23 protein-coding genes are annotated in these 26,970 nt (G+C 63.8%); 14 read left to right on the forward strand and 9 right to left on the reverse strand.

Features of this window, described 5'->3' with window-relative positions; genetic code table 11:
• The first annotated feature begins 33 nt into the window (after window positions 1-33).
• The 3 genes from LGH70_RS07975 (at window position 34) to LGH70_RS07985 (ending at window position 2,810) form a co-directional block, all read left to right on the forward strand.
• Window positions 34-912, forward strand: coding sequence for a hypothetical protein (locus tag LGH70_RS07975; protein WP_226184556.1), 879 nt, complete (start codon window positions 34-36; stop codon window positions 910-912).
• Between the two features lie 74 nt (window positions 913-986).
• Window positions 987-2,042, forward strand: coding sequence for a sensor histidine kinase (locus tag LGH70_RS07980; protein WP_226184558.1), 1,056 nt, complete (start codon window positions 987-989; stop codon window positions 2,040-2,042).
• Between the two features lie 9 nt (window positions 2,043-2,051).
• Window positions 2,052-2,810, forward strand: coding sequence for a LytR/AlgR family response regulator transcription factor (locus tag LGH70_RS07985; protein ID WP_226184560.1), 759 nt, complete (start codon window positions 2,052-2,054; stop codon window positions 2,808-2,810).
• Window positions 2,811-3,063: 253 nt separating this feature from the next.
• On the opposite strand, the gene LGH70_RS07990 is transcribed toward LGH70_RS07985, so the two are convergent.
• The 4 genes from LGH70_RS07990 to LGH70_RS08005 all read right to left on the reverse strand — a co-directional run bounded on the left by LGH70_RS07990 (window position 3,064) and on the right by LGH70_RS08005 (window position 8,483).
• Entirely contained in the window at window positions 3,064-3,843 is a 780-nt protein-coding gene (locus tag LGH70_RS07990) for a LytR/AlgR family response regulator transcription factor (protein WP_226184562.1), read from the reverse strand.
• A gap of 313 nt (window positions 3,844-4,156) precedes the next feature.
• On the reverse strand, window positions 4,157-5,224 hold the full coding sequence (locus LGH70_RS07995) for a sensor histidine kinase (protein ID WP_226184564.1): 1,068 nt from the start codon (window positions 5,222-5,224) through the stop codon (window positions 4,157-4,159).
• A 145-nt stretch (window positions 5,225-5,369) separates the two neighbouring features.
• On the reverse strand, window positions 5,370-6,089 hold the full coding sequence (locus LGH70_RS08000) for a hypothetical protein (RefSeq protein ID WP_226184566.1): 720 nt from the start codon (window positions 6,087-6,089) through the stop codon (window positions 5,370-5,372).
• Window positions 6,090-6,230: 141 nt separating this feature from the next.
• A complete protein-coding gene (locus tag LGH70_RS08005) occupies window positions 6,231-8,483 on the reverse strand; it encodes a TonB-dependent receptor (RefSeq protein ID WP_226184568.1) in 2,253 nt (750 codons plus the stop codon).
• 305 nt (window positions 8,484-8,788) lie between these two features.
• On the opposite strand from LGH70_RS08005, the gene LGH70_RS08010 reads away from it, so the two are divergent.
• The gene (locus LGH70_RS08010; protein WP_226184570.1) at window positions 8,789-9,988 is read left to right on the forward strand and encodes a glycosyltransferase family 4 protein; all 1,200 of its coding nucleotides are present in this window, start codon (window positions 8,789-8,791) and stop codon (window positions 9,986-9,988) included.
• Window positions 9,989-10,163: 175 nt separating this feature from the next.
• Window positions 10,164-11,903 carry a T9SS type A sorting domain-containing protein gene (locus LGH70_RS08015; RefSeq protein WP_226184572.1) on the forward strand — a complete coding sequence of 580 codons (1,740 nt, stop codon included), beginning with the start codon at window positions 10,164-10,166 and terminating at the stop codon, window positions 11,901-11,903.
• A 145-nt stretch (window positions 11,904-12,048) separates the two neighbouring features.
• Here LGH70_RS08015 and LGH70_RS08020 read toward each other — a convergent pair whose 3' ends face one another.
• Complete coding sequence (locus tag LGH70_RS08020) at window positions 12,049-12,618, reverse strand: hypothetical protein (protein WP_226184573.1); 570 nt, start codon at window positions 12,616-12,618, stop codon at window positions 12,049-12,051.
• A gap of 206 nt (window positions 12,619-12,824) precedes the next feature.
• On the opposite strand from LGH70_RS08020, the gene LGH70_RS08025 reads away from it, so the two are divergent.
• The 3 genes from LGH70_RS08025 (at window position 12,825) to LGH70_RS08035 (ending at window position 15,804) form a co-directional block, all read left to right on the forward strand.
• Window positions 12,825-13,703: a pirin family protein gene (locus LGH70_RS08025; RefSeq protein WP_226184575.1), complete on the forward strand. Its 879-nt coding sequence runs from the start codon at window positions 12,825-12,827 to the stop codon at window positions 13,701-13,703.
• Between the two features lie 12 nt (window positions 13,704-13,715).
• On the forward strand, window positions 13,716-14,537 hold the full coding sequence (locus LGH70_RS08030) for an aldo/keto reductase (protein ID WP_226184577.1): 822 nt from the start codon (window positions 13,716-13,718) through the stop codon (window positions 14,535-14,537).
• A 64-nt stretch (window positions 14,538-14,601) separates the two neighbouring features.
• Window positions 14,602-15,804, forward strand: coding sequence for a Gfo/Idh/MocA family protein (locus tag LGH70_RS08035; RefSeq protein ID WP_226184579.1), 1,203 nt, complete (start codon window positions 14,602-14,604; stop codon window positions 15,802-15,804).
• 259 nt (window positions 15,805-16,063) lie between these two features.
• Here the strand turns inward: LGH70_RS08035 and LGH70_RS08040 are convergent, their stop codons facing one another.
• The 4 genes from LGH70_RS08040 to LGH70_RS08055 all read right to left on the reverse strand — a co-directional run bounded on the left by LGH70_RS08040 (window position 16,064) and on the right by LGH70_RS08055 (window position 20,770).
• Window positions 16,064-17,197: a glycoside hydrolase family 43 protein gene (locus LGH70_RS08040; protein ID WP_226184589.1), complete on the reverse strand. Its 1,134-nt coding sequence runs from the start codon at window positions 17,195-17,197 to the stop codon at window positions 16,064-16,066.
• A gap of 336 nt (window positions 17,198-17,533) precedes the next feature.
• On the reverse strand, window positions 17,534-17,803 hold the full coding sequence (locus tag LGH70_RS08045) for a hypothetical protein (RefSeq protein ID WP_226184591.1): 270 nt from the start codon (window positions 17,801-17,803) through the stop codon (window positions 17,534-17,536).
• Between the two features lie 124 nt (window positions 17,804-17,927).
• Window positions 17,928-18,464 carry a DUF4136 domain-containing protein gene (locus tag LGH70_RS08050; RefSeq protein ID WP_226184593.1) on the reverse strand — a complete coding sequence of 179 codons (537 nt, stop codon included), beginning with the start codon at window positions 18,462-18,464 and terminating at the stop codon, window positions 17,928-17,930.
• 344 nt (window positions 18,465-18,808) lie between these two features.
• A complete protein-coding gene (locus LGH70_RS08055; RefSeq protein WP_226184595.1) occupies window positions 18,809-20,770 on the reverse strand; it encodes a tetratricopeptide repeat-containing sensor histidine kinase in 1,962 nt (653 codons plus the stop codon).
• A 264-nt stretch (window positions 20,771-21,034) separates the two neighbouring features.
• Between LGH70_RS08055 and LGH70_RS08060 the strand changes: the two genes are divergently transcribed.
• From LGH70_RS08060 to LGH70_RS08085, 6 genes are all read left to right on the forward strand, one after another.
• Complete coding sequence (locus LGH70_RS08060; protein WP_226184597.1) at window positions 21,035-22,492, forward strand: S41 family peptidase; 1,458 nt, start codon at window positions 21,035-21,037, stop codon at window positions 22,490-22,492.
• A gap of 183 nt (window positions 22,493-22,675) precedes the next feature.
• Complete coding sequence (locus LGH70_RS08065) at window positions 22,676-23,983, forward strand: PAS domain-containing protein (RefSeq protein WP_226184599.1); 1,308 nt, start codon at window positions 22,676-22,678, stop codon at window positions 23,981-23,983.
• A 48-nt stretch (window positions 23,984-24,031) separates the two neighbouring features.
• On the forward strand, window positions 24,032-24,394 hold the full coding sequence (locus LGH70_RS08070) for a hypothetical protein (protein ID WP_226184601.1): 363 nt from the start codon (window positions 24,032-24,034) through the stop codon (window positions 24,392-24,394).
• Window positions 24,395-24,521: 127 nt separating this feature from the next.
• On the forward strand, window positions 24,522-25,556 hold the full coding sequence (locus tag LGH70_RS08075) for a S41 family peptidase (protein WP_226184603.1): 1,035 nt from the start codon (window positions 24,522-24,524) through the stop codon (window positions 25,554-25,556).
• Window positions 25,557-25,591: 35 nt separating this feature from the next.
• Window positions 25,592-26,041, forward strand: coding sequence for a GNAT family N-acetyltransferase (locus tag LGH70_RS08080; RefSeq protein ID WP_226184605.1), 450 nt, complete (start codon window positions 25,592-25,594; stop codon window positions 26,039-26,041).
• 111 nt (window positions 26,042-26,152) lie between these two features.
• A complete protein-coding gene (locus LGH70_RS08085) occupies window positions 26,153-26,968 on the forward strand; it encodes a hypothetical protein (RefSeq protein WP_226184607.1) in 816 nt (271 codons plus the stop codon).
• The last annotated feature ends 2 nt before the right edge of the window (window positions 26,969-26,970 follow it).

Raw genomic sequence — 26,970 nt, forward strand, 5'->3', positions numbered from 1 at the left:
CAGTCCCATTTCCCGTCCTTCACTTTTCGCGCTATGAAAACCCTCGCTCTTGCGGGCCGCACGCTGGCCCAGCCTGCTTCCTTCGCCGCGGCGCCCGAACCCACGGGCTCGGTGCGGCAGTTTCTGCGGGTGCTGCACCGCTGCAACCCCGCCCTGTCGGGGGCCGGTTGGCTGCACGCGGCCCTGGCCCTGGTGGCCCTGGTGCTGCTGCCCCTCGACGACCGGCTGGTGCTGGGCCTGCACGCGTGGTTTAAGCCCCTGAAATTTGCGCTTTCGGGCCTGATTTACCTCTGGACGCTGGGCTGGCTGCTGGCCGATTTGCCCGCACCGGCCCAGCGCGCCGTGCGCCGCATCAGCCGGGGCGTGGCCCTGAGCATGGTGGTCGAAATCCTCGTAATCTTTGCCCAGGCCGCGCGCGGCACCAAATCCCACTTCAACGTCGGCTCGCCGCTCGATAGCCTGCTGTTCAGCCTCATGGGCGTGTTCATTATGCTGAACACGGCTTTGCTGATCTGGGCCCTGGTCCTGACGCTGCGCTACCGGCCGTTTGGCCCCACGGCCTACGTGTGGGGCCTGCGTCTGGGCCTGGTGGTCTTTCTGGTGGGCAGCGCCATTGGCGGCAGCATGATCAGCCACCTGGGCCACACCATCGGCGGGGCCGATGGCGGACCGGGGCTGCCGGGCCTGGGCTGGAGCACCCGCTACGGCGACCTACGCACGGCTCACTTCCTGGGCTTGCACGCCCTGCAGGCCCTGCCCCTGTTTGGCTGGCTGCTGGCCCGCTACGTGCCCCGGCTGCAAGCCAGCGGGCAGGGCGTGGGCATTGCCGCCTTCACCGTGCTGTACGTGGGCGCCGTGGGCTGGCTCTACTGGCACGCGCTGCAGGGTCTGCCGTTCTGGAAGCTAAGCTAAGCCGTTCTTAGCTTGCGCTGGCCCGCAACACTGGCGGCCGTAGCTTTTGGGCCGGCGGCCCGCATCTTTACCGTATGAATGATCGTCGACTGCGCCTGCTGGGCATTCCCGTGCTGGCCGTGCTCATTGCCCTGCTCACCATGGACGAGCTGCCCACGCGCGTAGACCTGGGCTTGCTGGCCGTGCACGTGGCGGTGTCCCTGCTGTTTACGGCCACGCTGTGGCTGGGCACGAGCACTATCTGGAAGTGGCTGCGGCGGCGCTACCCGGCCGTGGAGCAAACGCGGCGGCGCCTGTGGCTGCTCACGGCCACCTGCCTGCTGTATAGCGCCGTGGCCACGGTGGCCGTAGTGGCGGTTCTGCACCTGCTACTGCCGCCGTATTTTTCCCTGGCGCCGGGGGCCCTGCTCACCCAGATTACGTTCAACCTGATTCCGGGCACGCTGGTGCTGATGCTCTACGAAAGCATCCATTTCTTTGAGCAGTGGGAGCACAACGTGCGCCGGGCCGAGCAGCTCAGCCGCGTGGGAGTGCAAAGTCAGCTCGAAGCCCTGCAGAACCAGCTCGACCCGCACTTTCTTTTCAACAGCCTCAACACCCTGGCCGCCCTCATTGACGAGGTCAATACCCCGGCCCAGAACTTCGTGGAGCAGCTCGCCGACGTGTACCGCTACGTGCTGCTCAGCCGCGACAAAGCCACGGTACCCCTGCGCGAGGAGCTGGCCTTTGTGGAAGCCTATATTGCCCTGCAAAAGACCCGTTTCCGCGACAATCTGCGAGTGCAGCAGCATATTCCGGTGGCCGTGCTGGACCGGCGCGTAGCGCCCCTGAGCGTGCAGCTGCTGGTAGAAAACGCGCTGAAGCATAACGTGGTGAGCCGGGAGCACCCCCTAGACCTGACCATTACGGCCGACGAGGCAACGGGCTACCTGCGGGTACAAAACTCGTTTCGGCCCCGGGCGGCGGGGCTGCGGCCCGGCACCGGCGTGGGGCTGCACAATACCGTGCACCGCTACGAGCTGCTGCAGGCCCCGCTGCCGGTGTGCATCGAGGCCACCGATGCGCAGTTTACCGTGGCCTTGCCCCTGCTGCCCGGCCCCGAAAAGCAGCAACTCCCGGCCGATGCGTAACTTCCACGCATGAACGTACTGCTGCTCGAAGACGAGTACCCGGCCGCCGAACGCCTGCAGCGCCTGCTGCTGCAGGCCGCCCCGCAGGCCCGCGTAGCCGCCGTGCTCGACAGCGTGGCCGGGGCCGTGGCCTGGCTGACGGCCCACCCCGCCCCCGACCTGATTATCTCCGACATTCAGCTGGCCGACGGGCTGAGCCTGGACGTGTTCGACCAGATTATCGTGCACAGCCCGGTTATTTTTGCCACCGCCTACGATGCCTACGCCCTGCGGGCCTTCAAGGCCAACAGCGTCGATTATCTGCTCAAGCCCATCAAGCTGGCCGAGCTACAGGCGGCCCTGCTAAAGCTGCGGGAATGGGGCACGCCCCACGGCCCGGCCCGGCAGCTGGAAAACCTGCGCGACAGTCTGACCCGGCCCGGACAGCCCTACAAAACCCGCTTTCTGGTGCGCAGCGGCGAGCAGCTACTGCCCCTGCCGGTAAGCGCGGTGGCCTGGTTTCAGAGCCGCCACGAGGTAACCACCCTGGCAGCCACCGACGGCCGCCGCTTCGTGGTCGACTACACCCTGGAGCAGCTGGAGAGCCTGCTGGAGCCGGGGCAGTTTTTCCGCCTCAACCGGCAGTTTATTGCCCATCTGCAGGCCGTGCAGCGCCTGCACCCCCACTTCAACGGCAAGCTCAAGCTGGATTTAACCCCCGCCCCGGCGGACGAGGTGATGGTCAGCAAGGAAAAAGCCACTGCGCTAAAAGCCTGGCTGGAAGGATGAGGTGCTAATGTGTTGGAATGCGGGGAATATGCTAATGCCAAATCTGTGTCCTTGCGAGGCGCAGCCGTGGCAATTTGTCCTCTCAAATGTGCTAAGCTTTCTAAAGTAAAAAGCCCTTTCCTGCTCGTGCGGGCAAGGGCTTTCTGTAAAAGAACGAGTCGTACTGCGCAGAGGACGGATGGCCGCGCTTTGCTCGCAAGGACAGATGATTAGCACATTCAACCACATTCTTCCCTTTCCCCACATTAAATCCTCACCGCTCCAGCCAGGCGCGGAAGGCGGGGACTCTTTCGCGGCTGATGAGCACGTCGCCTTCGGGGGCGGCGGGCTGCAGCACGGTTTTCAGACGGCTGTTGGTGTAGTGAATAATGTCCTGGATGGCGTCGTGCTGCACGAAGTAGGCCCGGTTCAGGCGGAAAAACTGGCGCGGGTCGAGGAGCTTCTCCAGCTGCTCCAGGGTCTGGTCGATAACGAAGCGGCGGTTTTCGCGGGTTTGCAGGAAGGTGGCTTTCTCCAGGCTGAAAAAGTAGCTGATGTTTTCCACCGGAATCACCTTCAAATGCTCGCCCACCTTCACCACGAACTGCTTCTTGTACTGATTTTGGGGCTGCAGCTGCTGCAGCACCTGCGTGAGTAGCGCCGAGTCGAAGGACGGCGCGGGCGCGGCCGAGGCGCCCCGCAGCGTGTGCAGCTTGTGCAAGGCGGCCTGCAGCTCCTCCTCGTCGATGGGCTTGAGCAGGTAGTCGATGCTGTTGACCTTAAAGGCCCGCAGGGCGTAGGCATCGTAGGCGGTGGTGAAGATGACCGGGCAGCGCACGTCAGCCTTCTCAAACAGCTCGAAGCTCAGGCCGTCTGAGAGGTGAATATCTAGAAACAGCACGTCGGGCGGTGTGGCGGCGGTTTGCAGCAGCACCACGGCGGCCTCGACCGAATCGGCGGTGGCGCGCACCTCCACGGGCGGCATCTGGCGGCGCAGCAGCTCAGTCAGGCGCCGGGCCGCCAGGGGCTCATCTTCAATTACAAAGGCATTCATTTTTTACTGTGCGAATGTGGAAAGTGTGCTGATGTGCTAATTCTTCAGTGAAGCATGTGTCATTGCGAGACGTAAGCCGAAGCACCCGCAGGACAGCGCAGCTAAGCCGTCCGCTGCGAAGGTAGTCACGCTTTTTACCCAGAAAGCCCTTTATCGAACCACCGATAAAAGGCTTTCTGGTAAAAGGCGACCCGGCCCATTTCAGCAGACGGATTGCCGCCGCTTGAGGCGCAGAATGTCCTGTCTCCTCGCAAGGGCACGAGTTCTTCCTTAGCACATTACCCACATTCCAACACATCAGCGCATTAAAATCTTACCGCTCCAGCTCCAGCACGGGCAGGGTCACAACGAACTCCGCGTCGGTGCGGGCTATGACGACTGGCTCGGCCGTCAGGTGGGCGTAACGGGCCGTCAGGTTGGGCAGGCCGATGCCCAGGGATTCATCGGGGCCCAGGCGGCGTGGGCGCAGCGTATTGCTCACCGTCAGGCACTTACCGGGGCTGTCGAGGCTGATGCGCAGGTGCATGGGCTGACTGACGCTGGCGGCGTTGTGCTTGAGGGCATTTTCCAGCAGCAGCTGCAGGCTTAGGGGCGGCACCACGAAGTTGGCGGCTACCTGCGCGGCCTCGGGCAGCTCTATTTGCAGGGCCTCGCCGTAGCGGATGTTCTGCAAAAACAGGTAGGACTTGGCAAACTCCAGCTCATCGGCCAGGGGCACTACCTCGCGCTGCCGGGCATCGAGCACGTAGCGGTAGACCTGGGAAAGCTGCCGGATAAAGCGCACGGCCAGCTTGGGCTCTTCCTCCACCAGGGAGGTCAGCGCATTCAGGGCGTTGAACATAAAGTGCGGGTCGAGCTGCTGGCGCAACGATTCGGTTTCGGCCTGGGCCATTTCCTTCTGCAGCCGCTCGTTGCGCACCAGGGCCTCGCGCCAGCCCAGCAGAAACGAGCGGCTGTGCATAAACAGCGAGCAGATGACGGTGATGACCAGCGGGAAGATGTAGCCGTTGAAATACTGCTCCGAAAACAGCAGTGCCGGGTTTTGGCCCCGGTACAGAATGTAGCCCAGCCGCACCACCATAATCACCGCCAACGACCCCACCAGCGACACGAGCAGCGTGAGCACCAGGCGCTTGGCCGGGGCCTGCTTCCAGCCCACGTACTTATCGAGCCAGTCGACGGAGTAGCCATTGGCCAGCCACAGCCCCACAGTATACATGGTGGTCAGCAGGAAATTGACAGTCATTTCCCGGGGATTATCCAGGCAGGGCAGGCAGGTAAAGAGGCTGATGACGGCCGACACGCCGAGCAGCGTGAGCAGCAGCCGCAGCCAGGGGCGCGAACCCCGCAGATACGGCATGGAAGAAGCAGGTTCGGACATGGGACGGGCAGCGCCGGACAGAAGCGTGGTAGAAGCCATGGCAAGATACGGGCGGAAAGGCAAGAGTTCAGACCACGGAAGCCAGATACAAGTCAGCATTAAGCTCCTCTCCTTTTTTCAAGGAGAGGAGCTTCGTTCTGGCCCGCTACTTGGCGGCCTGGGTCGGAGTGGCCGAGGATGTTTCGTAGGCTTTCAGGCGGCCCAGCAGCTGCCGCTCGCCCCAGTTCGGCATCAGCGGCGTAGCGGGCTTGAAGGCGGCGTAGCGAGCTTTGCCTTCTTCGAACACGGGCTTGGCCACCTCCACGCCGCCCCCGAACATCTTGGGCGTGAAGTGCAGGTTGTTGCCCTGCACCAGGTAGATGCGGGGGTTGGCGGGGTTCAGCTTTTTGGCCTGCGCCAGGGCCTCGTTTACCAGCCCCGAGTATTTCATGGAGCGGGCCATGGGCGAAATGCCCAGCCGGGCCTGGTGAATGTAGGCCTGCACCACGAGCAGCTCCGACTCCTCCCCGCCCAGCTTGCGGGCCTGGGCCAGCGCGGCTTCGGCCTGGTCGAGGTACTTGTCCTTCACGTCGCCGTCTTCCTTGCTGGTGAAGCAGGTCAGCAGGCGGCCGTAGGCCTGGTAGTACTGGGGCAGCCAGTCGGTAGGTGCAGCGGCGGCGGCCCGCTCAAACTTGCTGACGATTTCCTTGAGCTGGGCCGGGTCGCCGGTGCCGTGCAGCTCCGTGATGGTGGCGGCCATCATATCGGTGTAGCCGGCCGGGGCGGCTGGGGCAGCCGGAGCGGCAGCCGTTTTGGCGGCGGGTTGCTGGGCAGCGGCCGAGAAGGAAGCGGCAACGAGGGCGAGAACAAGCAGCGAGTTTTTCATGGCAAAAGTCGGTAAGGATGAAAGGTTTGTGACAGCAGTGAAAGAGTATGCTCCAAAGGTGGGTGGTAGCCGTGGCGGTTGAAAAGAAAGATTGCCGAAACGTCGATTGGGGCGGATGAAGCGTCGTCCCACCCGACTCAGCTAGTCGGGCGCTACGCTGGTATCGGCCGGGGTTTTCTTGTTAATAGAAATGAGCAGGGCCACGAATACCATGCGGGGCGCCGAGGGCAGCACGGGCGTAGCGGCGTACTGCCCGCTGGCATCCTTAGTGGCGCTGTAGCGGTAGCCAAACACGTTCTGGCGGCCCAGCACGTTGGTGCAGCTCACGTGCACGATGGTGAAGTTCTTCCACAGCGTAGTCACGTAGCTGGCGTTCAGGCTGAAGTCTTGGAAGCTGGGCAGGCGGCCCCGGTTGTAGCCTTCCTGGTCGTTGGGGTTGTAGTAGGCCCGGGGGCTGCTGTAGGTGTAGGTGGCCCCAAACTGCGTGTGAATTTTGCCCACCCAGTACTTGCCCACCAGGTTCAGGTTGTGCCGGGCGGCGAAGGTGGGCACGGCCAGCACGGGGTCGAAGCGCTGCTGCCGCTTGGTATCAATAAAGCCGTAGCTGATCCAGTAGTCGGCGTTTTTCACGGTTTTCTTGTCGCGCCACAGCATGTCCACGCCGCGGGCGTAGCCCGTGCCGGTGCTACGGTAGCTGGCCGGGTCGGCGGGCAAAAACTGCTGGGGGTTGTACACGCCGCCGCGCAGGTCGTAGCGCACCAGCTGGGCGTAGGTTTTAGAATAGGCTTCCAGGCGCAGAGTGCGGTTCTGGTAGCTGCGCAAATACGTGAGCTGCAGGTGCTGGGCCCGCTCGAAGCGCAGCCGCTCGGGGTTGGCCACGCGTAGCAGCAGGTCGTTGCCGGGGTTTTGGAAAAAGTAGCCCCAAGCGCCCGACAGCTGCGTTTTCTCGTCGAGTTGATAGGCCAGGGCTAGGCGCGGGGCGGCGTTCCAGCGGCCCAGCACGGCCGAGTATTCGCCCCGCCCGCCCACGCGGCCCACCAGCTTGTTGCTGAAGGCAATGTCGGACTCGGCAAAGCCGGCCACGCGCTGCTCGCTCAAGTTAAAGGTACTGCTGTAGGGCGCGGCCGTGAAGCGCAGCTCGTTGCGCTGCACCAGCCCTTCCACGCCCAGCTTCAGGTTCCAGTAGGCGCTGGCCGAGTCGTTGGTCAGCACCAGGCGGCCCACCAGGCTCTGCTCCAGCTCCTGCATGGCCTGCTCCTGGGTGTTGCCTGAGCTGGCCTGCCGGGCCGTGATGCTGGACGTCTGGAAGTCGCGGGTGGCGGCCACGCCCGTCTGCACCGACCAGCCCCGGCTGAGCGGACTGCGGAAGGTGGTGTTCACGTACGTGTTGTTTGAGCGCAGACTGACCGGCTGGCCGCCCGCCCACTCGGCGCTGGGCTGCTTGGCCCCGATGCGCTGCTGGGTGAAGGCACCGTATACTTTGAGCATGCTCATCTCGCCGGTTTTGTGCCGCAAAGCCACTGAGCCACCCGCCGACTCATAGGCCGTGAGCATGCGCTGGGGCACCATGCCGAAGTAGGGCCGCATGTTCATGTAGTCGCCGGTCACGGCCACCGAGCTGCGCGCAAAGCGCTGCTGGTGCGAGAGGCCGAGCATGCCCATGGAAAAGAGCGAAATGCCGGTCTGGGTTTCCGGGGCCAGGTCTTCCGAGGTCAGGGCCACCACCGCCGACAGCGCCTGCCCGTATTCGGCCGAGTAGCCGCCGGTGCTGAAAGCCATGCCTTTAAAGAGCATGGGCGAAAACCGCCCCCGGGCCGGCATGCCCGATACGGCCGCGTTGTAGGGGCTTTGCAGGGGCACGCCATCCAGGTACTGGCGGGTTTCGCCGGCCCCGCCGCCGCGCACAAACAGCTTGCCTTCTTCCCCGTTGCGGGTGGTGCCGGGCATGGTGTTCAGGGCCCCGGCCACGTCGGCCGAAGCCCCGGCCGTCGTCACCACGTCGCGGGCCGAGAAGGTGGTGTTGCGCTTGGTGTCGCTGGCCTCGAAGGTGCCCGAGGTGATAACCACGTCGCCGAGTTGGTTGCGCACGGCCTTTAGCGTGAAGATAAAGCGCTGGGGCCCGCCGCTCAGCGCCACGGCCTGCTCCTGGGGCTGGTAGCCCAGCAGGGTAATTACCAGCGGCAGGGTGCCGGTCTGGCGCGTGCTGAACCGGAAGCGGCCCAGCGAGTCGGTACTGGCCCCGTCGAAGGTGGTTTTCAGGAACACGTTGGCGCCCGGCAGGGGCTGGCCGCCGGCGTCGCGCACGGTACCGCTGAGGGTGGTGGGCGTTTGGGCCAGAGCGGCAACAGCCGTGGTGAACAGGAGGAGCAGCAACGAGAGGAGCAGTCGTTTCATCGGGGTAGCGGCGAAGTGATGCTCAAAGGTGCCCGCCGGCCCGGCCGGATGAAACTAAAGGTTACCGAAGCGTCGGATCAGGAGGATGAAGCGTAGCAAACTGCTCTGAACAGCGCGGGCCGGGCAGTGCAACGCGGTGAAAACAGGCGCCCGGCTTCTAATCCGGCTAAGAACTGTGGTCTTGGGCCGGACTGGCTGCCAGCGCCTGCTCGTTGGCAAACTCTGGTTCCGTGCTATGGCGCGGGGAAGGGAATTGTCTTTCTGCTGCGGAGTTGGGACCTTTGCCTTCGCTCCATTCCCCAGCAATGCCCGAACCCGCTCCTTCCAGTTTGCCCCCCGCTCCCTCGACCACTGCCTCAGCAGATAACCCCGGACTGGCCGTGCTGTGCCTGTCTGGCAGCCTGGGCGGCCTGGAGCTGAACAGCCTGAAGTTTACCGCCTGGATGCAGGCCCGGGGCTGGAACGCCACTTTTTTCGCCCCTCCGGCTACTCCGCTGGCCGAGCTGACCGGGCAATGGGCCGTGCCCTTCGTGCCCACCCGCCCGGCGCGGGGCCTGGGCCTGCTGGCCGCCGCCCAGGCTCTGCAGCAGCACCTGCACGAGCGGCAGGTTGCGGTTCTGGTCGTCACCCAGAACAAAGACCTGAACCTGGCCAGCCTGGTGAAACTGCTCATGCGCGGGCAGCTGCGCCTGGTCTACCAGCAGCACATGCAGCTGGGCCAGGCCAAGCGCGACTGGTTTCACACCTGGCGCTTTGGGCTGCTCGATGCCTGGCTGAGCCCGTTGCCGGGGCTGGCCCGGCAGGTGGCCGAGAAAACCCGCTACGCCCCCGAGCGGGTACACGTGGTGCCGCTGGGTTTGCCGGTCGAGCAGTTTGCCGGGGCTGCCCTCACCCCGGCCGAAGCACGCCGCGCCCTGAGCCTGCCCCCTACGGGCCCGCTGCTCGGCATCCTGGGCCGCCTCGACCCGGGCAAGGGGCAGGACTTCGTGGTGCGGGTGCTGCACGAGCTGCGCACGGCCGCGGCCCTGCCGGTGCAGCTGGTGATTATGGGCGAGCTGACCCGCAACGAGGGCGACGCGTATCTGCGCCATCTGCGCGAGCTTATTGGGCAGCTGGGCCTGGAAAGCCACGTGTTCTTCCGCGAATTTCAGCCCGACCCGGTCGTGTTCTACCGCGCCATTGATGTATTTGTGCTGGCCTCTCCCAACGAAACCTACGGCATGGTAACCCTGGAAGCCATGGCCGCGGGCGTGCCGGTAGTAGCCCTGGCGGCGGGCGGCACCCTGGAGCTGGTGCAGGAAGGCGAAACGGGCCTGCTCTACCCCGCCGGCGACGTGCCAGCCTGCGCCCGCCAGATCGGCCACTGCCTGGCGCAGCCCGCGCTGACCCGGCAGCGCGTGGCCCGGGCCCGGGCCTACGTGCAGGGTTTCTCCCAGCAGCAGCAGTGCCTGCTTACCGAAGAAGTATTTAGGAGCATAGGCGTGCGCGGCCCGGCGCCGGAATAAGGGAAAGAAACCCTTAAAAAAGCAGAGCGCCAAGAGGTTCAGCAGAAGCCTGAAGAGAAGCAGAAACCCGCCCAGTGGCCCCGGTGCGCCTAAGAATACCCAGAAGTAGGTATTGCGCACGGTGATTTCCCGTCGGAAATTTGTTCGTCTGTTTCTACTGCATCAAACCTCATCTATGCGCAACTTTTTACTCTCTTTAGGCCTGACCTGCACCCTGGGCATGACGGCCGCCTACGCCCAAACGCCGGCCTGGCAGTGGGGCGCCCAAAGCGTAAACCCAACGCCCACAAACCAAACCGAAGCGCGGGCCTACGCTATTGCCACCGACGCGGCCGGCAACAGCTACGTGGGCGTCGGCATGCAGGCGCGCAATAGTGTAACGTCGGTTCGCAACTTTGGCAGCACCACGCTCAGCACCACCGATATCGGCGGAGTGGTAGCCAAGCTGAACGCGGCCGGCCAGTGGCAGTGGGCCACGCCCATCGAATCCCAGGATGCTAGCGGCACTACATATGTATTTATATCAAATGTGGTGACGACGGCCGCGGGCGAGGTGTTTGTGGCGGGCACAGTGGATGAAAGTGCTACTTCCATGCGCGTGGGCACCGTTACGCTGAACCTGGCCAGCACCAGCCTGGAGGAACGCATGTTCGTGGCCCGGCTCAACAGCAGCGGCCAGTGCACCTGGCTGATTGCCGTGAATGGCGCCAGTGCGCACGACATGGCGCTGAACCCCGTGAATGGCGAACTGCTACTAACCGGTGGCTACTACGGCGGGGCCTCTTTCGGCAGCACCGCGCTGCCAGCCCCTCTGGGCACCGGTGACACGGGTATGTACGTGGCCCGGCTCAGCCAGGCCGGCCAGTGGACCAGCGCCCTCGGTGTACGGGCAAGCGCTGCGGGCGCTGAGGTGAGCGGAGACGATGTATCCGTGGGCGCCCAGGGGCAGGTCGCCGTTGCCGTTTACGTCGAGGACGGCTCGGTAACCCTGGGTGGTGCTACGATAAACGCCAGCAGCGTCGATAAAATGGCTGTTGCCCAGCTTACCCCGGCCGGCCAGTGGCAGTGGGTAGTACAGGCGCCGGGCGCCTCTACTCTGGACGTAAATGCGCTGCAGTACGACGCCAGCGGCAACCTCTGGGTGCTCAACGACGGCAATGCCGGCGGGCAGCTGGGGACTGTTACCCTGCCCGCTAACACGGTTGGCTTCGTCGGCCGCCTTTCCTCGGCCGGCGCCTGGAACCTGGCCGGCTCTATCGCCAGCCAGACCGGCCGCTTTTACAGCGGCAACAAGCTGGCCGTAGATGCCCAGGGCAACGCCGTAGTAGCGGGGGAATTGGATGGTGCTACAACGAGCCCGGCCTCGACCTACTCCTTTGGCGCCCAAACGCTCAGCTTTACTACCCCGGGCCTATACGTGGCCCGCTTCAACGCGGCCGGCCAGTGGCAGTACGCCATCAAGTCCCCGACCGGTACTGCCAACGGCGCTACTCCCAGCCGCTATAGCTTCAACGCCATTGCCCTCGACGCGGCCGGCAGCCTGCTCACGCTGGGCAACCTCTTCTCCACCAACGTCACCTTCGGCCCCAACACGCTGGTGGGCTCCACCCGCGACATCTTCGTGGCCAAGCTGACCAATGCCGGTACTACGCTGGGCGTACGCCAGGCCGCTGGCGCTCAGCCTCTGGCCCTGTATCCTAACCCCGTGGCGGGCGGTGCCACGGCCACGCTGCGCCTGGCCGCTCCGGCAGCTTCTACCCAGGCCGTAACCCTGCGCAACACCCTGGGCCAGCTCGTGCGCCAGACCAGCCTCGCGGCGGGTCGGCAGGAAGTGAGCCTGCCCACGGCTGGCCTCACGCCCGGTGTGTATCTGCTCGAAGCCGGCCTGAGCCGCGCCCAGATAGTAGTCCAGTAATATCGGTTTCGGGCTATTTGCCCTCGACTACCGGTCAAAGCCGGGGCTTGCCATTGCGGCGGGTCCCGGCTTTTTGCTGCCCGGCCGGGGTGCTTCACTCCCGGCCCGCTGGACTGGCCGTTGCCTGCCCGGCGCTTAGCCGGTTCTATTTGTTGAAATCCGTAAATATCAGCTCGTTGCTGGTTTTGCTGACGGCTATTACCCGATACGTGGGCGCAAAGGGCACACCGTGGGGTTGGAACAGCTCCCGGTTGAGATACGCGGCGGTAGCGTAGCTGCGCACCAGCGGCGGGCCGTCATATCGGCCGGGGCCATATTTGTAGGAGTCTGGCAGGGGCTCACCGTCCCTTTCGAAGCCGGGGGCTTGGCGAATCGATGCGGCTACTCTCTTGCTGTCAGCGGCGGAAATATGTAGGGTGAAGGAGTGATAATAGTCGCCGCCGGGGGCCGACGAGGAGTGGTTTGCCTGGATGGTGAAATCGTCCTGCAACAGCACTCCCTGCTCCCTGAGCAGCTTGCGGGCGTCACTTTTGGAGAACAGCTCGTCTTCGAAAACCAAACCAGCCGCCGCCACCACAAAAAACCCGGCTACCAGCGCGGCCAGGCCCCTGCCCACCTTCGGGTGGCCCGCTTTGGCCGGCAGCCAGTAAAAGAAATACACCGTGGCCGCGCAGCCCAGCACCGCAATCAGTACGATTCCAATCAGGTATTCCATACGTCGGCAGCGGTAGCTGGAAGGCGGTAAAGAAAGGGGAAAGAAGCCACCGAAAACAGGTGATGCACCGCAACTTCACCAATCAGATCCGGATGTCCAAACCAGCGGCGGCTACCGGGCAAGCGGCCATTCCGAAAACATTTTCCCCCGGGCTTTTCTTCGTAGTGCTGGTATTCGACCCGCTCAGCCTCGCTTTAGTACGCTCTATGGAAACCACCTTTCGCAGAATATTTCAGGTAATTGACGGCAACAAGAAGTTCGTCGGCGACGGCTTCGACGTGACCAGCCCCATGCCCGGCCCGCGCATCCGGCAGCTCAGTCCGTTTCTGCTCATCGACCACACCGGGCCCATGCCCGTGGCCCCCACCGACGCGCCCCTGGGCACGCCGCCCCACCCCCACCGCGGCTTCGAAACCGTGACGGTGGTGTACGAGGGCGCCCTGGCCCACCGCGACACAGCCGGCCACGAGGGCACCCTGGGGGCCGGCGACGTGCAGTGGATGACGGCCGGGGCCGGCCTGCTGCACGAGGAGCGCCACGAGCGGGAGTTTGCCCGGCAGGGCGGCACCCTGGAGCTGCTGCAGCTGTGGGTGAACGTGCCCGCCCGCGACAAAATGGCGCCGCCCCGCTACCAGAACATTCGGGCGGCCGCTATTCCCAGCCTGCCCGTGGCAGCGGGCAAGGGCCATATCCGGGTTATTGCGGGCAGCTACGACAACGCCCTGGGCCCGGCCGAAACCTTCTCGCCCATCACCCTGCTCGACGTGCACCTGAGCGCCGGCGCCGACCTGACTCTGAGCTTGCCCGCCGACTACAACGTGGGAGTGTATGTGGTGAAGGGCAGCCTGCAGCTCCACGACAGCCGCCCGGCCACCACCAAGCAGCTCGTGGTCTTCGGCTGGAACTCGCCCGAGCTGCAGCTCACGGCCACCGAGGATACGGTGCTGCTCGTGCTGGCCGGCGCCCCCATTGAGGAGCCTCTGGCCACCTACGGTCCGTTTGTGATGAACACCAACCAGGAGCTGATGCAGGCTATTGCCGATTTTGAGGGCGGGCAGATGGGGACGTTTCCGGCGGATGAATAAGCAGCTGCCCCCATGCTCACCCGCCTGATTCCATCTTCGCAGGAGCCCCTGCCCGTCATCGGGCTGGGCACCTGGCGGACCTTCGACGTAGCCGACACCCGGCCGCCGGCCGCCCTGGCTCAGACCCTGGAAACCCTGCACGCCGCCGGAGGCTCGGTTATCGACTCCTCGCCCATGTATGGCCGCTCGGAAACGGTAGTGGGCGCGCTTACCAGCCAGCTGCCGGCCCCGAACCGCTTTTTCTATGCCACCAAAGTGTGGACCCAGGGCCGGGAGGAAGGCATCCGGCAGATGGAAGCGTCACTGCGGAAGCTGCGCCGCTCCACCCTCGATTTGATGCAGATTCACAACCTGGTGGACTACAAAACGCACCTGCCCACCCTGCGCGACTGGCAGGCGGCGGGCCGCATCCGCTACCTGGGTCTCACCCACTACACCGATTCGAGCCACAGTGAGCTGGAGCGTCTTATGCGCCAGGAGCCGGTTGACTTCGTGCAGTTCAACTACTCTATTCTCGACCGGCACGCCGAGCAGCGCCTGTTGCCGGCCGCGGCCGAGCTAGGCGTAGCCACGCTCATCAACCGGCCTTTCAGCGAGGGTGGGCTGCTGCGCCACGTGCAGGGCAAGCCGCTGCCAGCCTGGGCCCAGGAAATCGACTGCCTCAGCTGGCCCGAGTTCCTGCTCAAATTCATTCTCTCCCACCCCGCCGTCACCTGCGTTATTCCCGGCACCGGCAACTCCCAGCACCTGGCCAGCAACCTGCGGGCCGGCACCGGTGCCCTGCCCGACGCCACACTGCGGGAGAAAATGGCGGCCTACGTACGCAGCTTATAAGCGCCCGGCCGCAACCCCAGCGCCGGCCAGCGGGTATCAAGCTAAAAACCAATCTATCAGCGATATGAAATCCTTCGACCGGTTATCGGCGGCCTCGCGCCGCGAATTTATCCGCACGCTTTCCCTGGGCCTGGGCGCCGGGCTGGCCGCGCACTCGGCTCTTGGTCAGCCGCTTTCGTGGCTGGAGGAACTCTCCTACGGCCCGGCCAGCCACGAGGCCTTGCAGGCGGGCCGGCAACTGGGCGTGGCCCTGGTGGGCCTGGGCAAGTACAGTAACGGGCAGCTGGCCCCGGCTTTGCAGCAAACCAAGCTCTGCAAGCTGGCCGGCATCGTAACGGGCACCCCAAGCAAGGCCTCGCAGTGGAAACGGCAGTACAATATTCCCGATAAGAACGTCTACGACTACCAGACCTTCGACCGGATTGCCGACAACCCCGACATCGACATTATCTACGTGGTGCTGCCCGTGGGCATGCACGCCGAGTACGTGGAGCGGGCGGCCCGGGCCGGCAAGCACGTTATCTGCGAGAAGCCCATGGCCCCTACCGCCGAGGACTGCCGCCGCATGATTGCGGCCATGCAGAAGGCGGGCAAGAAGTTCAGCATCGGCTACCGCCTGCACTTCGAGCCCCACCACCAGGAAATGATGCGCCTGGGCCAGAACCTGGAGCTGGGGCCCATCAAAAGCCTGGTGGCCGACAACGGCTTCCGCTTCAACAACGACACGCCCTGGCGCGTGGACAAAGAGCTGGCCGGCGGCGGGCCGCTGATGGATATGGGAATCTACTGCCTGCAGGGCGTTATCTATACTAAGGGCGAAATTCCGGTGTCCGTCACGGCCAAGCTGGCCCCCAACCCCGATCCTAAGGGCCTGTTCAAGGAGGTGGAAGCGGGCGTGAACTGGCAGATGCAATTTGCCGATGGCGCCGTGGCCAACTGCCGCACCAGCTACGCCGAAAACCTGAACAGCCGCCTGCGCGCCGAAACGGCCAAGGGCTTTATGGAGCTCCAGCCCGCCTTCGGCTACGGCGGCATTCAGGGCCGTACCCACAAGGGCCCGCTGGGCTTGCAGAACGTGCCCCAGCAGGCCCGGCAGATGGACGATTTCGCCGACTGCATCCTCAACGACAAGCCTACCCGCGTACCCGGCGAAATGGGACTGCGCGACGTGCAGCTGCTACAGGCCATCTACCGCGCCGCCGAAACCGGCCAGAAAGTCTCGACCAAGGATGTGGTAGCCGTGCTCGACAAGACTAACAAGCGGTAAAATACAACGTGTCATTGCGAGCAGCGCTAAGCAATCCGTCCACTGCGCAGTTCGGCATGACCTTTACCCAGAAAGCCCTTTATTCCGGCCGGAGTAAAGGGCTTTTCACAAAAGGAAGCTCCGCACATTGCAGCGGACGGATTGACGCCGCTTGATGCGCGGAATGTCCTGTTTCTTCGCAAGGACAGAACAGGAACCATCAGAAAGCAAAAAGCCGCCTGAACAATTGTTCAGGCGGCTTTTTTGCTTGTCACTCAACTTACGGATTTATCAGGGCCAGACTGCCATCGGCACCGCGCTTAAGCTCGGCTACTTTCACGTTGCGCAGCCAGGTCTTGTTCGAGAGCTGGGTGTCGTGGTAGAAGATATACCACTTACCTTTCACTTCCACGATGCTGTGGTGGGTGGTCCAGCCCTGTACGGGATTCATGAAGGTACCCTGGTAGGTGAAGGGGCCGTAGGGCGAGGTGCCGGTGGCGTAGGCCAGGAAGTGGGTGTCGCCGGTGGAGTAAGTGAAATAGTACTTGCCGTTGTACTTGTGCATCCAGGCCCCCTCGAAGAAGCGACGGTTGTTGTCGCCCGAAAGCAGCACCTTGCCATCCTTATCCACGATTTTGACCTCGCGCACGGGCTCGGCAAACTGCTTCATATCGGCCCCGAGGCGGGCTACGCGCGGCCCCACGGAAGGCTCGGTAGCGGCCGGCTCCTGCTCCTTGGGCTTGCTGCCGTCGTACTTGCCGGTGCGCCAGCGCTGCAGCTGTCCGCCCCAGATGCCGCCCATGTACATGTAGGTTTTGCCGTCGGTGTCGGTAAATACGGCCGGGTCGATGCTCAGACTGCCTTCCATGGGTTTGGCCTCGGCCTTGAACGGCCCCGTGGGCGACTTGCTGGTGGCGACGCCGATGCGGAAAATATCCTGCTTGTCCTTAACGGGGAAATACAGGTAATAGGTGCCGTCTTTGTAGGCCGCATCGGGGGCCCAGAGCTGGCGGCCGGCCCAGGGAATATCCTTCAAATCGAGGGCCACGCCGTGGTCGGTTACCTTCCCGCCAATGCTGTCCATGGACAGGATGTGGTAGTCGCGCATGGCGAAATGGTCGCCGTTGTCATTCTCGGGCATGCCCGTTTCAATGTCGTGCGAGGGGTAGATGTAGATGCGCCCGTTGAAGACGTGGGCCGAGGGGTCGGCGGTATAAATGTCCTTTACCAGCGGCTGGGACAGATATTTTTTGCTGGCCGTATCGGCGGGCGCAGCCGTGGCGGCACTAGCAGCGGAGTCGGCCGCCGGGGCGGTGGTGGCTTCGGTCGTGGCGGTGGTCGAGTTGCTCTGGCAGGCGCTCAGCAGCACAAAAGGCGCCAGCAGAGCCAGCGCGGGGCGGGGGAATTGGAACATGTTTTTCAACAAGTGGAGGTTGGGCAATGGTGGAAGCGAAAGGAAAAACCACGGCAGCACGGAGGTTCAAAAACAGGGACCTAGCCCTTGATACGGGCCTTTGCGGGGCCCGGGCCACGATTGAAACCACCGGCTGCTTCCGCCAAATATAGGCAGCGCCCCTACTCGCTAACTCACCGTAAGCCCGACGGCGGCGCAGATAAACTATCTAATCGTTTGCGGTAGCAACCCGGTTTTTCGGGCCGTTTCTGGCGGCCACAAACACAAACCGCCCCGGTCTGGACAGACCCGGGCGGTTTGAAAAGGAGGCCAACAGCCGTCTACCGGCCGCCGGCCTTAGTCGGCGTTGCCGGTGGCGCCGTCGTCGGTGAAGTCACCGGCGTTGTTGGGGTTGTGCTCGGTGTAGCTGGCCACCTCGTTGGTCAGGGCCACATCGACCTTGGCCGTACCCTGGCCCGAGCTGCTGAGCTTGGCGCCGGGCGTGCTGCCGGCGCCGCGGCCTTTAAACGGCCAGCTGCCCTGCGAATAGCTCAGGTAGGCGGCACCAGCGGCTACGGCCGCAATAGAAGCTCCGATTAAGGTAGCGTTGGATTTCTTCTTAGTCATAGTCGGGAATCGTTAAATACTGCGTTGGTAATCGGGAAAAGCCCACTGGCCCGGGAGCCAGCCGGCCCAGGATTCTACGGACCGCCGCGGTTTTGGTGGCTCGACCGTGGCAATTAAGCTCCTACTAGGGGCGCACCGGGTACTGCTCGAACATGGTGGCCACGCCTTCGTTGATGCGGGCGGCCAGCTTCTCGGGGTCATCGGTGAGGGCACTGGCCGCCACGCCCTGCCAGACGCGCTCCTGCCGGGCCGCATCCACGATATCCACCGTGGCCGTGCCTTCCGCATAGGTCCGGACCGGCACCTGCTCCCGCTGCCACTTGTAGCGGCGCTGCCCGATGTAGATGGGCGCTTCCTGGATGTTGGTTTCGCGGGTCTGCACCTTTTGGCGGCTCACCACCCCGATATTCACCCACAGATCGGGCGCGTCGGCCCGCTGGTAGCCCCGGCGCTCCAGCTCCCGGGCCACGGCCTGCTTGAGCTGCTCCACGCCGGTGCCGCCGGCTGTGAAGGCGTCCTCGTTGCGGGCCGTCACGTCCAGAAAGTTGTAGGTTTTGTAGGCCGAAAAGTCGACGCCCGGCGTCTGGCTGGTCGACTCGACCCGCACGGGCGAGCAGGCAGCCGTAGCAGTCAGCAACAGCAAAAAAAACAGCGTTTTCATAGGCAATGAATCTACAATGGCAGCATAAAACCGGCTCACGAAAAGCCCAGCACCGGGTGCAGCTAGCAGGGCTCTTCCAGGCGTTTTATTTCCTTATCGGAAAGCCGGCGGCTGCGCGGTGGCCTGCAAAGTATACGCCGCCTGTGGCCCTGCAGACGCCCGCCACCGGGCCAAACTGAACCGTAGCTCCACGGATTCCGGCCACGTTTGGATCCAGCACAGCCCATAAAGGCCGAAAAATTCCCCTGCACTTTTTTTTGAGCGCAGCTGCCGCTGGGCAGGCCACAAAGCAAAGGCCCGCATCTGTCCGACGCGGGCCTTTTTTCATGCTGTGGAAACCTCGTTTAAGCGGGCAGCGTGATGATAAACTCCGTGCCCTTTCCCTCCTCCGACTCCATGGCCAACGTGCCGCCGTGGCCCGTGCTGATGATGTCGTGGCTAAGCGACAGACCCAGGCCGGTACCTTCCCCCACGGGCTTGGTGGTGAAAAACGGCTGAAACACCTTGGCCTGCACCGCCTCCGACATGCCGGTGCCGTTGTCGCGCACCCTGATTTCGGTGGCCCCGGCCAGCAGCCGGGTCACGACGGCTACTTCGGGCTGGTAGCTGCCCGTGGGCTGGGCCAGCTGGCGTTGGCGCACGGCATAGAAGGCATTGGTGCACAGATTCAGCAGCACTCGGCCCAGGTCGGGGGCAATGACGGCCACGGCAGGCAGCTCCGGCACAAGGTGCGTGGTGAGGGTGGCCTGAAAGTCGGGGTGCTGGTTTTGCACTCCCTGATAAGCCAGGCGCAGGTTTTCCTCGACCAGGGCATTCAAATCGGTGGCCTCGCGCGGGGCGCTGCCGGTGCGGGCATGTTCCAGCATGCCTTTGATGATGGCTGTGGCGCGCTGCCCGTGCTGGCTGATGTTCAGGATGTTCTGCTTGAGCCCATCCAGAATCTCGCGCTCCAGCCGCCCGTCGCGGGCCAGCTTCTGGGCCCCGTTTATCTCATCCACCAGGTCGGTGCTGACTTCGGCAAACTTCTTCACGAAGCTCAGCGGGTTTTGCAGCTCGTGGGCCACGCCGGCGGTCAGCTCGCCCAGAAAGGCCATTTTCTCGCGCTGCACCAGCTGGTGCTGGGTGGTTTTGAGCTCGGCCAGGGAAGCTTGCAGGGCGGCATTGGCCTTTTGCTGCTGCCGGTGGTGGCGCACCAGCAGGGCTACCAGCGCCAGCAGGCCCACCAAGCCCGCCAGCAGCGCGTAGGTGCGGTAGCGGGTTTTGAGGGCGGCCTGGTCGGCGGCTACCTGCTGGGCCCGTTCCTGCTCCTGGTAGTTGATGTTCTGTAGGCGCATCACCTTTTCCTGGCCGAATAGCGTGTCTTTCATCGTCAGCAGCAGGCTCTGGTATTTCAGGGCGCTGTCGGCGGGTCCGCGCCGCTTGAAGTCCTGAGTGAGCAGGGTACTGGCATTGAGTACGCCCCGCAGAAACCCGTTTTTTACGGCCGCCTGGTTTCCCAGCCGGGCGTAGTAAATGCTGGAGTCGAGGCGGCCTTGCTGCTGGTAGAGCGTGGCCAGCCCCACGTAGGCAAAGTTGGCGCTCCGCTCGTGGCCCAAGGCCTTCGACTCGGCGATGCTGCGGCGGTAGAAGCTGCGGGCCTGCGCCGGGCGACCCTGCTTGCGCGCCACCTGCCCCAGGCCGTAGAGGATGTAGTTGGTAGGCGTGCGCAGCTGCTGGGCCAGGGCATAGGCCTGCTGCTGGTAGTACTGGGCCGAATCCAGGTTGTTGAACAGGTCGTAGGCCAGCCCGATGTTGCTCAGCTCGATGACCACCCGGCGCTGGGCCTGCAGCTGCTGGCCAATGCGCAGGGCCCGGAAGTAGTAGGACAGGCCCTGCTGCCGGTCGCGCAGATACACGTAGATAATGCCGATGCTGCGCAGATTCTGGGCCTGCAGGGGCAGGTCGTGGCGCGCTTCGGCAATGCGCAAGGAGTGCTGAAACAGCTCCAGGGCCTGGGCCAGGTTCCGCTCGCGCAGGGCCGCGCCCAGCCGGTTCAGGGCCGCGCCTTCGCCATGTTGGTAGCCCGTGCGGCGCGCCAGGGCCAGGGCCCGCCGGGCATAGGCCTCCGCCGAATCGGTGCGCAGGGCCCAGTACTGGTCGCTGATGCTACACAGCAGTAGCACGCGGCTGCTGTCGGGCTGGGGCTGCCCGGCTAGGCGGCGCAGGCTGTCGAGGGCCGGACTTTGGGCCTGGACCGGAATAGCAGCGGCCCAGTAAAAAAAAAACAGAAAAATCAGCGCCCGACCGGGGCGGGAAGAGGAAAACATGCGGGGTGACAGATCAGGGCAACGGCAATATAGCGCGGCAGTAATACCCGCTGGGGACTGGCGAGTATTTCAACCGGTGAATATCCGGCTAATTCCCGAACGGATTGCTATCCGGTTTTATTTCTGCCCCTTAGCTTCCTTCGCCCCCGCGCGGTCCGTATGTGGATATGGCTACCCGGGCCGGCCCGCCCCAAGTCAGCCTGGGCTTTCGGCCGAGCCTTCGGGCGGCGGGTGCCTAAACTATTGATTCGATACTTTCGGAAGATGATCCGCTATTTTCTGCGTTACCTCTGCCTGCTGGCGCTGCTTGCGTGGGCGAGCAGCAGCGTGGCCCAAAGCTGCGCCTGCGCCCGGGAGTTCGACTTTACGGTGCGCTACCTGGAAACCAACCTGCCCGGCTTTGCCCGCAACGTGCCGCCCGCCAAGCGCCCGGCCTACGCGGCCTTCAAGCAGAGCATCCGGCGCCTGACGACCACCAACCCGCCGAAAATCACCTGCCTGAAGTACCTGATGACGTACGTCGAATATTTCCGCGACAGTCATACCACCATCAGCACGGGGGCCGAGGCCGTGGACGAGGGCAACCCGGCCGCCGTGGCCCGCTTCCGGGCTTCCCCCGAGTTTACGTCCGCCGAAACCCTGGCCCTGCCCGATACGGCCCGGCCCCGGGCTCCCGGCGCGCTGGAGGGCTACTACCAAAGCGCCGACGGCACCTACCGCGTGTACCTGACCCGCAGCAAAACCGCGTTTCGCAACTACGCGGCCGTGCTGGTGGCCGCACGCACGAAGCTGTGGCGGCCGGGCCAAGTGAAGTTTGAGTTGCGCCGCACCACCGATTCCACGTTTCAGGCCTACCTCTACCAGCGCAACCACAGCCTGGCGTTCGTGCCGGCCGTGCGCTACCGGCGGGGGCATCTGCTGGGCTTGGGCTGGCACAAGGTAAGCGGCAGCGCCCCGCTGCCCGAGCCGCCCTGCCGCCGCGTCGACTTCCGCCTGCTGGCCGACAGCCAGGTAGCCTACCTGCGGATTCCTTCCTTTGCCGGGGAGCAGTTCACTCGCCTCGACTCGCTCTACCGCGCCGTCACGCCCCGGATTCAGCGCACCCAATACCTGGTAATCGATGTGCGCGACAACGGCGGGGGCGCCGACCGCAACGTGGCCCCGCTGCTGGCCTACCTGTACGCGCAGCCCATCCGGGAAATCCAGACCGAGGAATACTACGTGACGGCCGACAACCTGCGCCGCTACGAGGAATACCTGCGCCAGATGCTGGCCGACTCGGCGGGCTACGGGGCCACGGCCATCTGGAGCTTTCGGGAAAAGCTGGCCTGGCTGAAAAAGCAGCCGCTCAACACCTTCGTTCTGAACCCGCACAGCGCGGATAAAACCTACACGCTGACGCCCTCGCCCCTGCCGGCCAAAGTCGCTGTTCTCTACAACCGGGGCTGCGCCAGCGCCTGCGAAACCCTGCTTTTCTGGGCCCAGCAGCCTTCCAAAGCCCTGCTGGTGGGCGAAAACTCCGGGGGCTACGTGGGCTACGGCAACGTGCTGCCAGTCAAGACGCCCTGCTACGGCTTCACCCTGGAGGTGACCACCATGCAGTTTGCTAACCAGGTAGCCTACGAGGAAATTGGGGTGGCCCCGCAGTACCGCCTGCGCGACGACCAGGACTGGCTGGAGCAGACCATCCGGATTCTCCGGCAAACCGATACCAGCCCGTAGCTTTTCCGAGGGTGCTGGCCGGCCCGCTGGTGGCCCCTCTTTTTTCGCCAAAGAACCCGGCCGCATTTCGGTTTCGGCACCGGGTTTCTGGCGCTGAAGTGGTAGTTTTGCAGCCTGCGGCACCACCTGCCAATTGTTCAGCTTCGTACTGCGCGCTTTCCGTTATTCTGACTCTCCCAATTCATGACCTCCTCTGCAACCCCGGTCAACTACGAGCAGCTGTTTCGCTCCCTGCCCGAAAACCTGATGCTGATGGCTCCCGACGCCACCATCATCGACAACACCGACGGCCACGAGCAGGTGTCGCTCAAAAAGCGGGCAGACGTAGTCGGCCGCAATATGTTCGACGCCTACCCCTCGGTCGACCAGAACCAGGGCGACATTATCTACCAGTCGCAGGAGCACGTGCGCCAGCACAAGCAGCCCCACACCATGCCCGTGATACGCTACGACCTGGAGGTGCCGGCCGAGCGGGGCGGCGGCTTCGAGGAGCTGTACTGGCAGGCCACCCACTACCCCATTCTGGACGAGCAGGGCGAGCTGCTCTACATCCTGCAGCGCACCCAGGACATTACGGACCAATACCGGGCCGAGCAGCGCGCCCAGGCGGTGCAGCGCGAGCTAGCCGAAGCCCAGGACCGTACCCGCTTCATTCTCGAGTCGTTGCCGGTCCTGATCTGGACGGCCACGCCGGATGGTGGGCGCGACTTTTTCAACCAGCGCTGGCTGGCCTTCACGGGCCAGGAGCCGGAGCAGATGCTGGGCGACCAGTGGCTGCAGTGCGTGCATCCGCAGGAGCGGGCGCACGTGGAAAAAACCTGGCGGGAATCGGTAGCGCAGGGCACGGTGTACCAGGTCGAATACCGCCTGCGCCGCCACGACGGGCTCTACCGCTGGGTGCTGGTGCGCGCCACGCCCCGCCGCAACGCCGAAGGCGACATCACCATGTGGGTGGGCTGCGGCACCGATATTCACGACCAGAAGCTGCTGGTCGAGGAGCTGCTCGAAGCCAACGAGCAGCAGTCCACGCTTTCCGACCAGGCTTACCAGGCCTACCAGCTGGCCCAGAGCCAGAAGGAAACCTTCCACAACCTGTTTGAGCAGGCACCGGCCCTGATCTGCATCCTGACCGGGGCCGAGCATCGCTTCGAGTTCGTGAATCCGCGCTACCAGGAGCTGTTCCGGGGGCGGCAGCTGGTGGGCAAAACCGTGGTGGAAGCCCTGCCCGAAGTTATTGACCAAGGCTTTGTGGGCCTGCTCGACAACGTGTACCAGACCGGCGAAACCTTCTACGGCAACGAGGTGCCCATTATGCTCGAAGGCGCCGACGGCTCTCCGGCGCGTCAGCTGTTTCTGAACTTCACCTACCAGCTCTACCATGAGAACAATGCCAAGGCCGGCATTACCGTCTTTGCCTACGACGTAACCGACCTGGTGGCAGCCCGCAAGGCCATCGAAAAGCCCCAGAACCCCGCTGCTGATGCTTCCTAGTCCGATGGTTTTGTTTCTCACCCTTTCGGGCCGGGCCCACCTCCTGCGATGGACATAACCACCCTGGATTTTCAGCAGGCCCGCATCAAGCAGGTCCTGTTTAAGTCGCGCCTGCGCTCAGTGCTCTACGGCGTGCGCGAGGCCGATGCCGCTTTGTTTTCCGTGAAAGAAAACCCGCTGGCCCAGTGGCTGCAATCGGTGGTGAAGCCCCGCTACGGCAGCCGGCTGGAAGTGCTGGAGATTGAGCGCGCCATCAAAAGCATGCTCGACACCAGTCAGAAGCTCGTAACCCAGTACCAGCGCGGCCTCATCGAGGAGTCGCGCACCGGCCTCGAGCAGGTCGATGTGTATGCCGACCGCATCGAGAAACTGCTGCAGCAGCTGGAGCGCAGCAGTACAGCCGGTTTGTAGCTGCGCTCCTGCTATTTTATTCTTCCAAAGCCCCGGACTCCCGAGAGTATCCGGGGCTTTTTGGGTATTTATTTCCGGCAAAATCCGCCGTAGCTTGCCCGCGCTTATCTTCTTTATCTGCCTCATTATGCCCCGCACCGTATTAGCTGCCTTGTTTCTCGTGGGTCTGACCCCGCCCGCCCTGGCCCAGAACAATCCCTATGGCATCACCGACAGCGTGAAAGTGTACCTGGATACCAGCCTGGACATTTTCCAGAAGTACGCCCTGCACCGCCGCACCGTGGCCGACTGGCCGGCCCTGCGCGAAACGGCCTACCGCCAGGCCGCCGGGGCTACCACCTACGCGGCCCTCACACCGGTATTTCCGTATCTGTTTGAGCAGCTGAACGACCACCACGGCTGGTACAGCTTCCAGGGCAAAAAACACCGCTGGAAAAAGCCGGGGGCCCCCTACGCCAACCCCGTGGTGCTGGGCGAGCTGAAGAAAAACCCCACCGTCCGCGTCCGGGTTATCGACAAGAATATCGGCTACATTCTGCTGCCCGGCAATTCCGACTTCGGCATGAGCAACGTCAGCGCCTCGGCCCAGGCCCTGCGCGACTCCATCTGCGCGGTGCAGAACGGCCGCATCAAGCGCTGGATTATCGACCTGCGGCTCAATACCGGCGGCAACATGTATCCCATGCTGGCCGGCCTGGGCACACTCATCGGCGACGGCACGGTCGGTGGGTTCGTGGAGCAGGAAGGCAGCGCGCCCCAGAGCTGGAATATCCGGCAGGGCAACATCTACGTTGATACGTTCCGGGTGTCGCGGGTGCAGGACAAGTGCCTGAGCCCCAAAAAGAACGTGCCCATAGCCGTGCTACTCAGCGGCACTACCGCCAGTGCGGGCGAGGCGGTGGCCATCAGCCTGGTGGGGCGGCCTAATACCCGCAGCTTCGGGGAGCCCACGGCGGGCTACACCACCTCCAACAACGGCCACAAGCTACCCGGCGGGGGCGGCATCACCCTGGCCGAATCCTACGAAATAGACCGCAACCGCAAAGCCTACACCGGCCAGGTATTGCCCGACGTGGAAATCATCGGCGGGGACAACTTCACTACTTTTGCCGCTGATCAGAAAATAAAGGCAGCAGTGAAGTGGCTGAAAAAAGCCCGCTAGCCCCGCCGCCCGCCTCCTTAGCTCACCCCACGCCCATGCACCTCACCTGGACCTGCAAGCCCTTTTCCGACCTGACCCTGCGCGAGCTGCACGACGCGCTGCAGCTGCGCATGGAGGTATTCATCGTCGAGCAGAACTGCCCGTTTCAGGACATCGACGGCAAAGATGCCGACGCATTTCACCTGCTGGCCTACACCGAGCAGGGCCAGCTGGCCGCCTGCTCCCGCCTATTTGGCGCGGGCCAGTACTACGAGCAGGTCAGCATCGGGCGCGTGGTAGTGTCGCCGGCTTTTCGCCGCTACGGCTTTGGGCGGGAGCTGATGCGCCAGTCCATTGCGCACTGCGAGCAGCTGTTTGGTTTTCAGTCCATCAAAATCGGGGCCCAGCAGTATCTGGAGCGGTTTTACCAGGGCTTCGGCTTTGCCCAGCGCGGCGCCATGTACCTGGAAGATGGCATTCCGCATATATATATGCTGCGGGCCTAAAGTCAACAGTTTCCGGCAAAGCCGGGGCGGTAATGTGACTGGTTTCCAGTAAATTTAGGAGTTGAACGGTGCGCTAATCCAGTGACGGAGCGGGCGTTTGGCTTCTGACCGATGAACTACCGTTTCCTTTTTCTGCTGCTGGCTCTGCTCGGTGCCACCGGCCCCCAAACCCTGCCGCCCCTGCACATTGCGGAGCGCTTCGTGGCCCCCGAGGGCTGGGCCGACATGCGCGACTACCTCTGCTGCGAGGCCCAGCAGCAAGCCAAGCGCCAGACCCTGGGCCAGCAGATTCCGGCCCGCATGGCCCGGGCCTGCGAGGTGGTGCAGCAAACCGACAGTACGGCGGTAGTGGCCGTGGAGCTGCGCGACTCCACCGGCGGCAACGACTTCTACCTGCACTTCGTGCGGCAGGATACCTGGAAGCTGCAGGCCGTGCGCGGACTGGCCATGACCAACTTCGGTCGCCAGATGCTCACGGTGCTGGAAAGCCTGCCGGCCGCCGAGCGGGCCCGCTACAACCAGACCCACCCCAAGGCCGAGTACGATTTCACCGTCAATAACATCCGCCTCTGGATTGGCTCCGACGCCGAAATCGAGGCCCACTTCACCCAGCGTCGTGCCGATTTTGAGAAAGCCGTGCGTCTGCTCCAGGCCCGTCCCGACTTTACGACGACTACTGCCAACGAAGACGCGGCCAATGCCGATCCGGCCATCAACGCCCTGCTGAAATCCTTGTACATCAGCCGCGTAACGCGTCAGGCCGCAGACTGCGACGCCTGCGTGGCATTCGTAATCGGCGGCCTGATCGACAATACCGTGGGGCTGCTCTACGAGCCCGATGCCCGCAAAGTACCCACTATGAACCCCAGTTCGCTGATTGTGGTGAAGCCCCTGGGCAAGGGCTGGTACCTGTATAAAACGTCCTGAGG

The sequence above is a fragment of the Hymenobacter nitidus genome (genome assembly GCF_020447315.1).
Lineage (GTDB): Bacteria > Bacteroidota > Bacteroidia > Cytophagales > Hymenobacteraceae > Hymenobacter > Hymenobacter nitidus.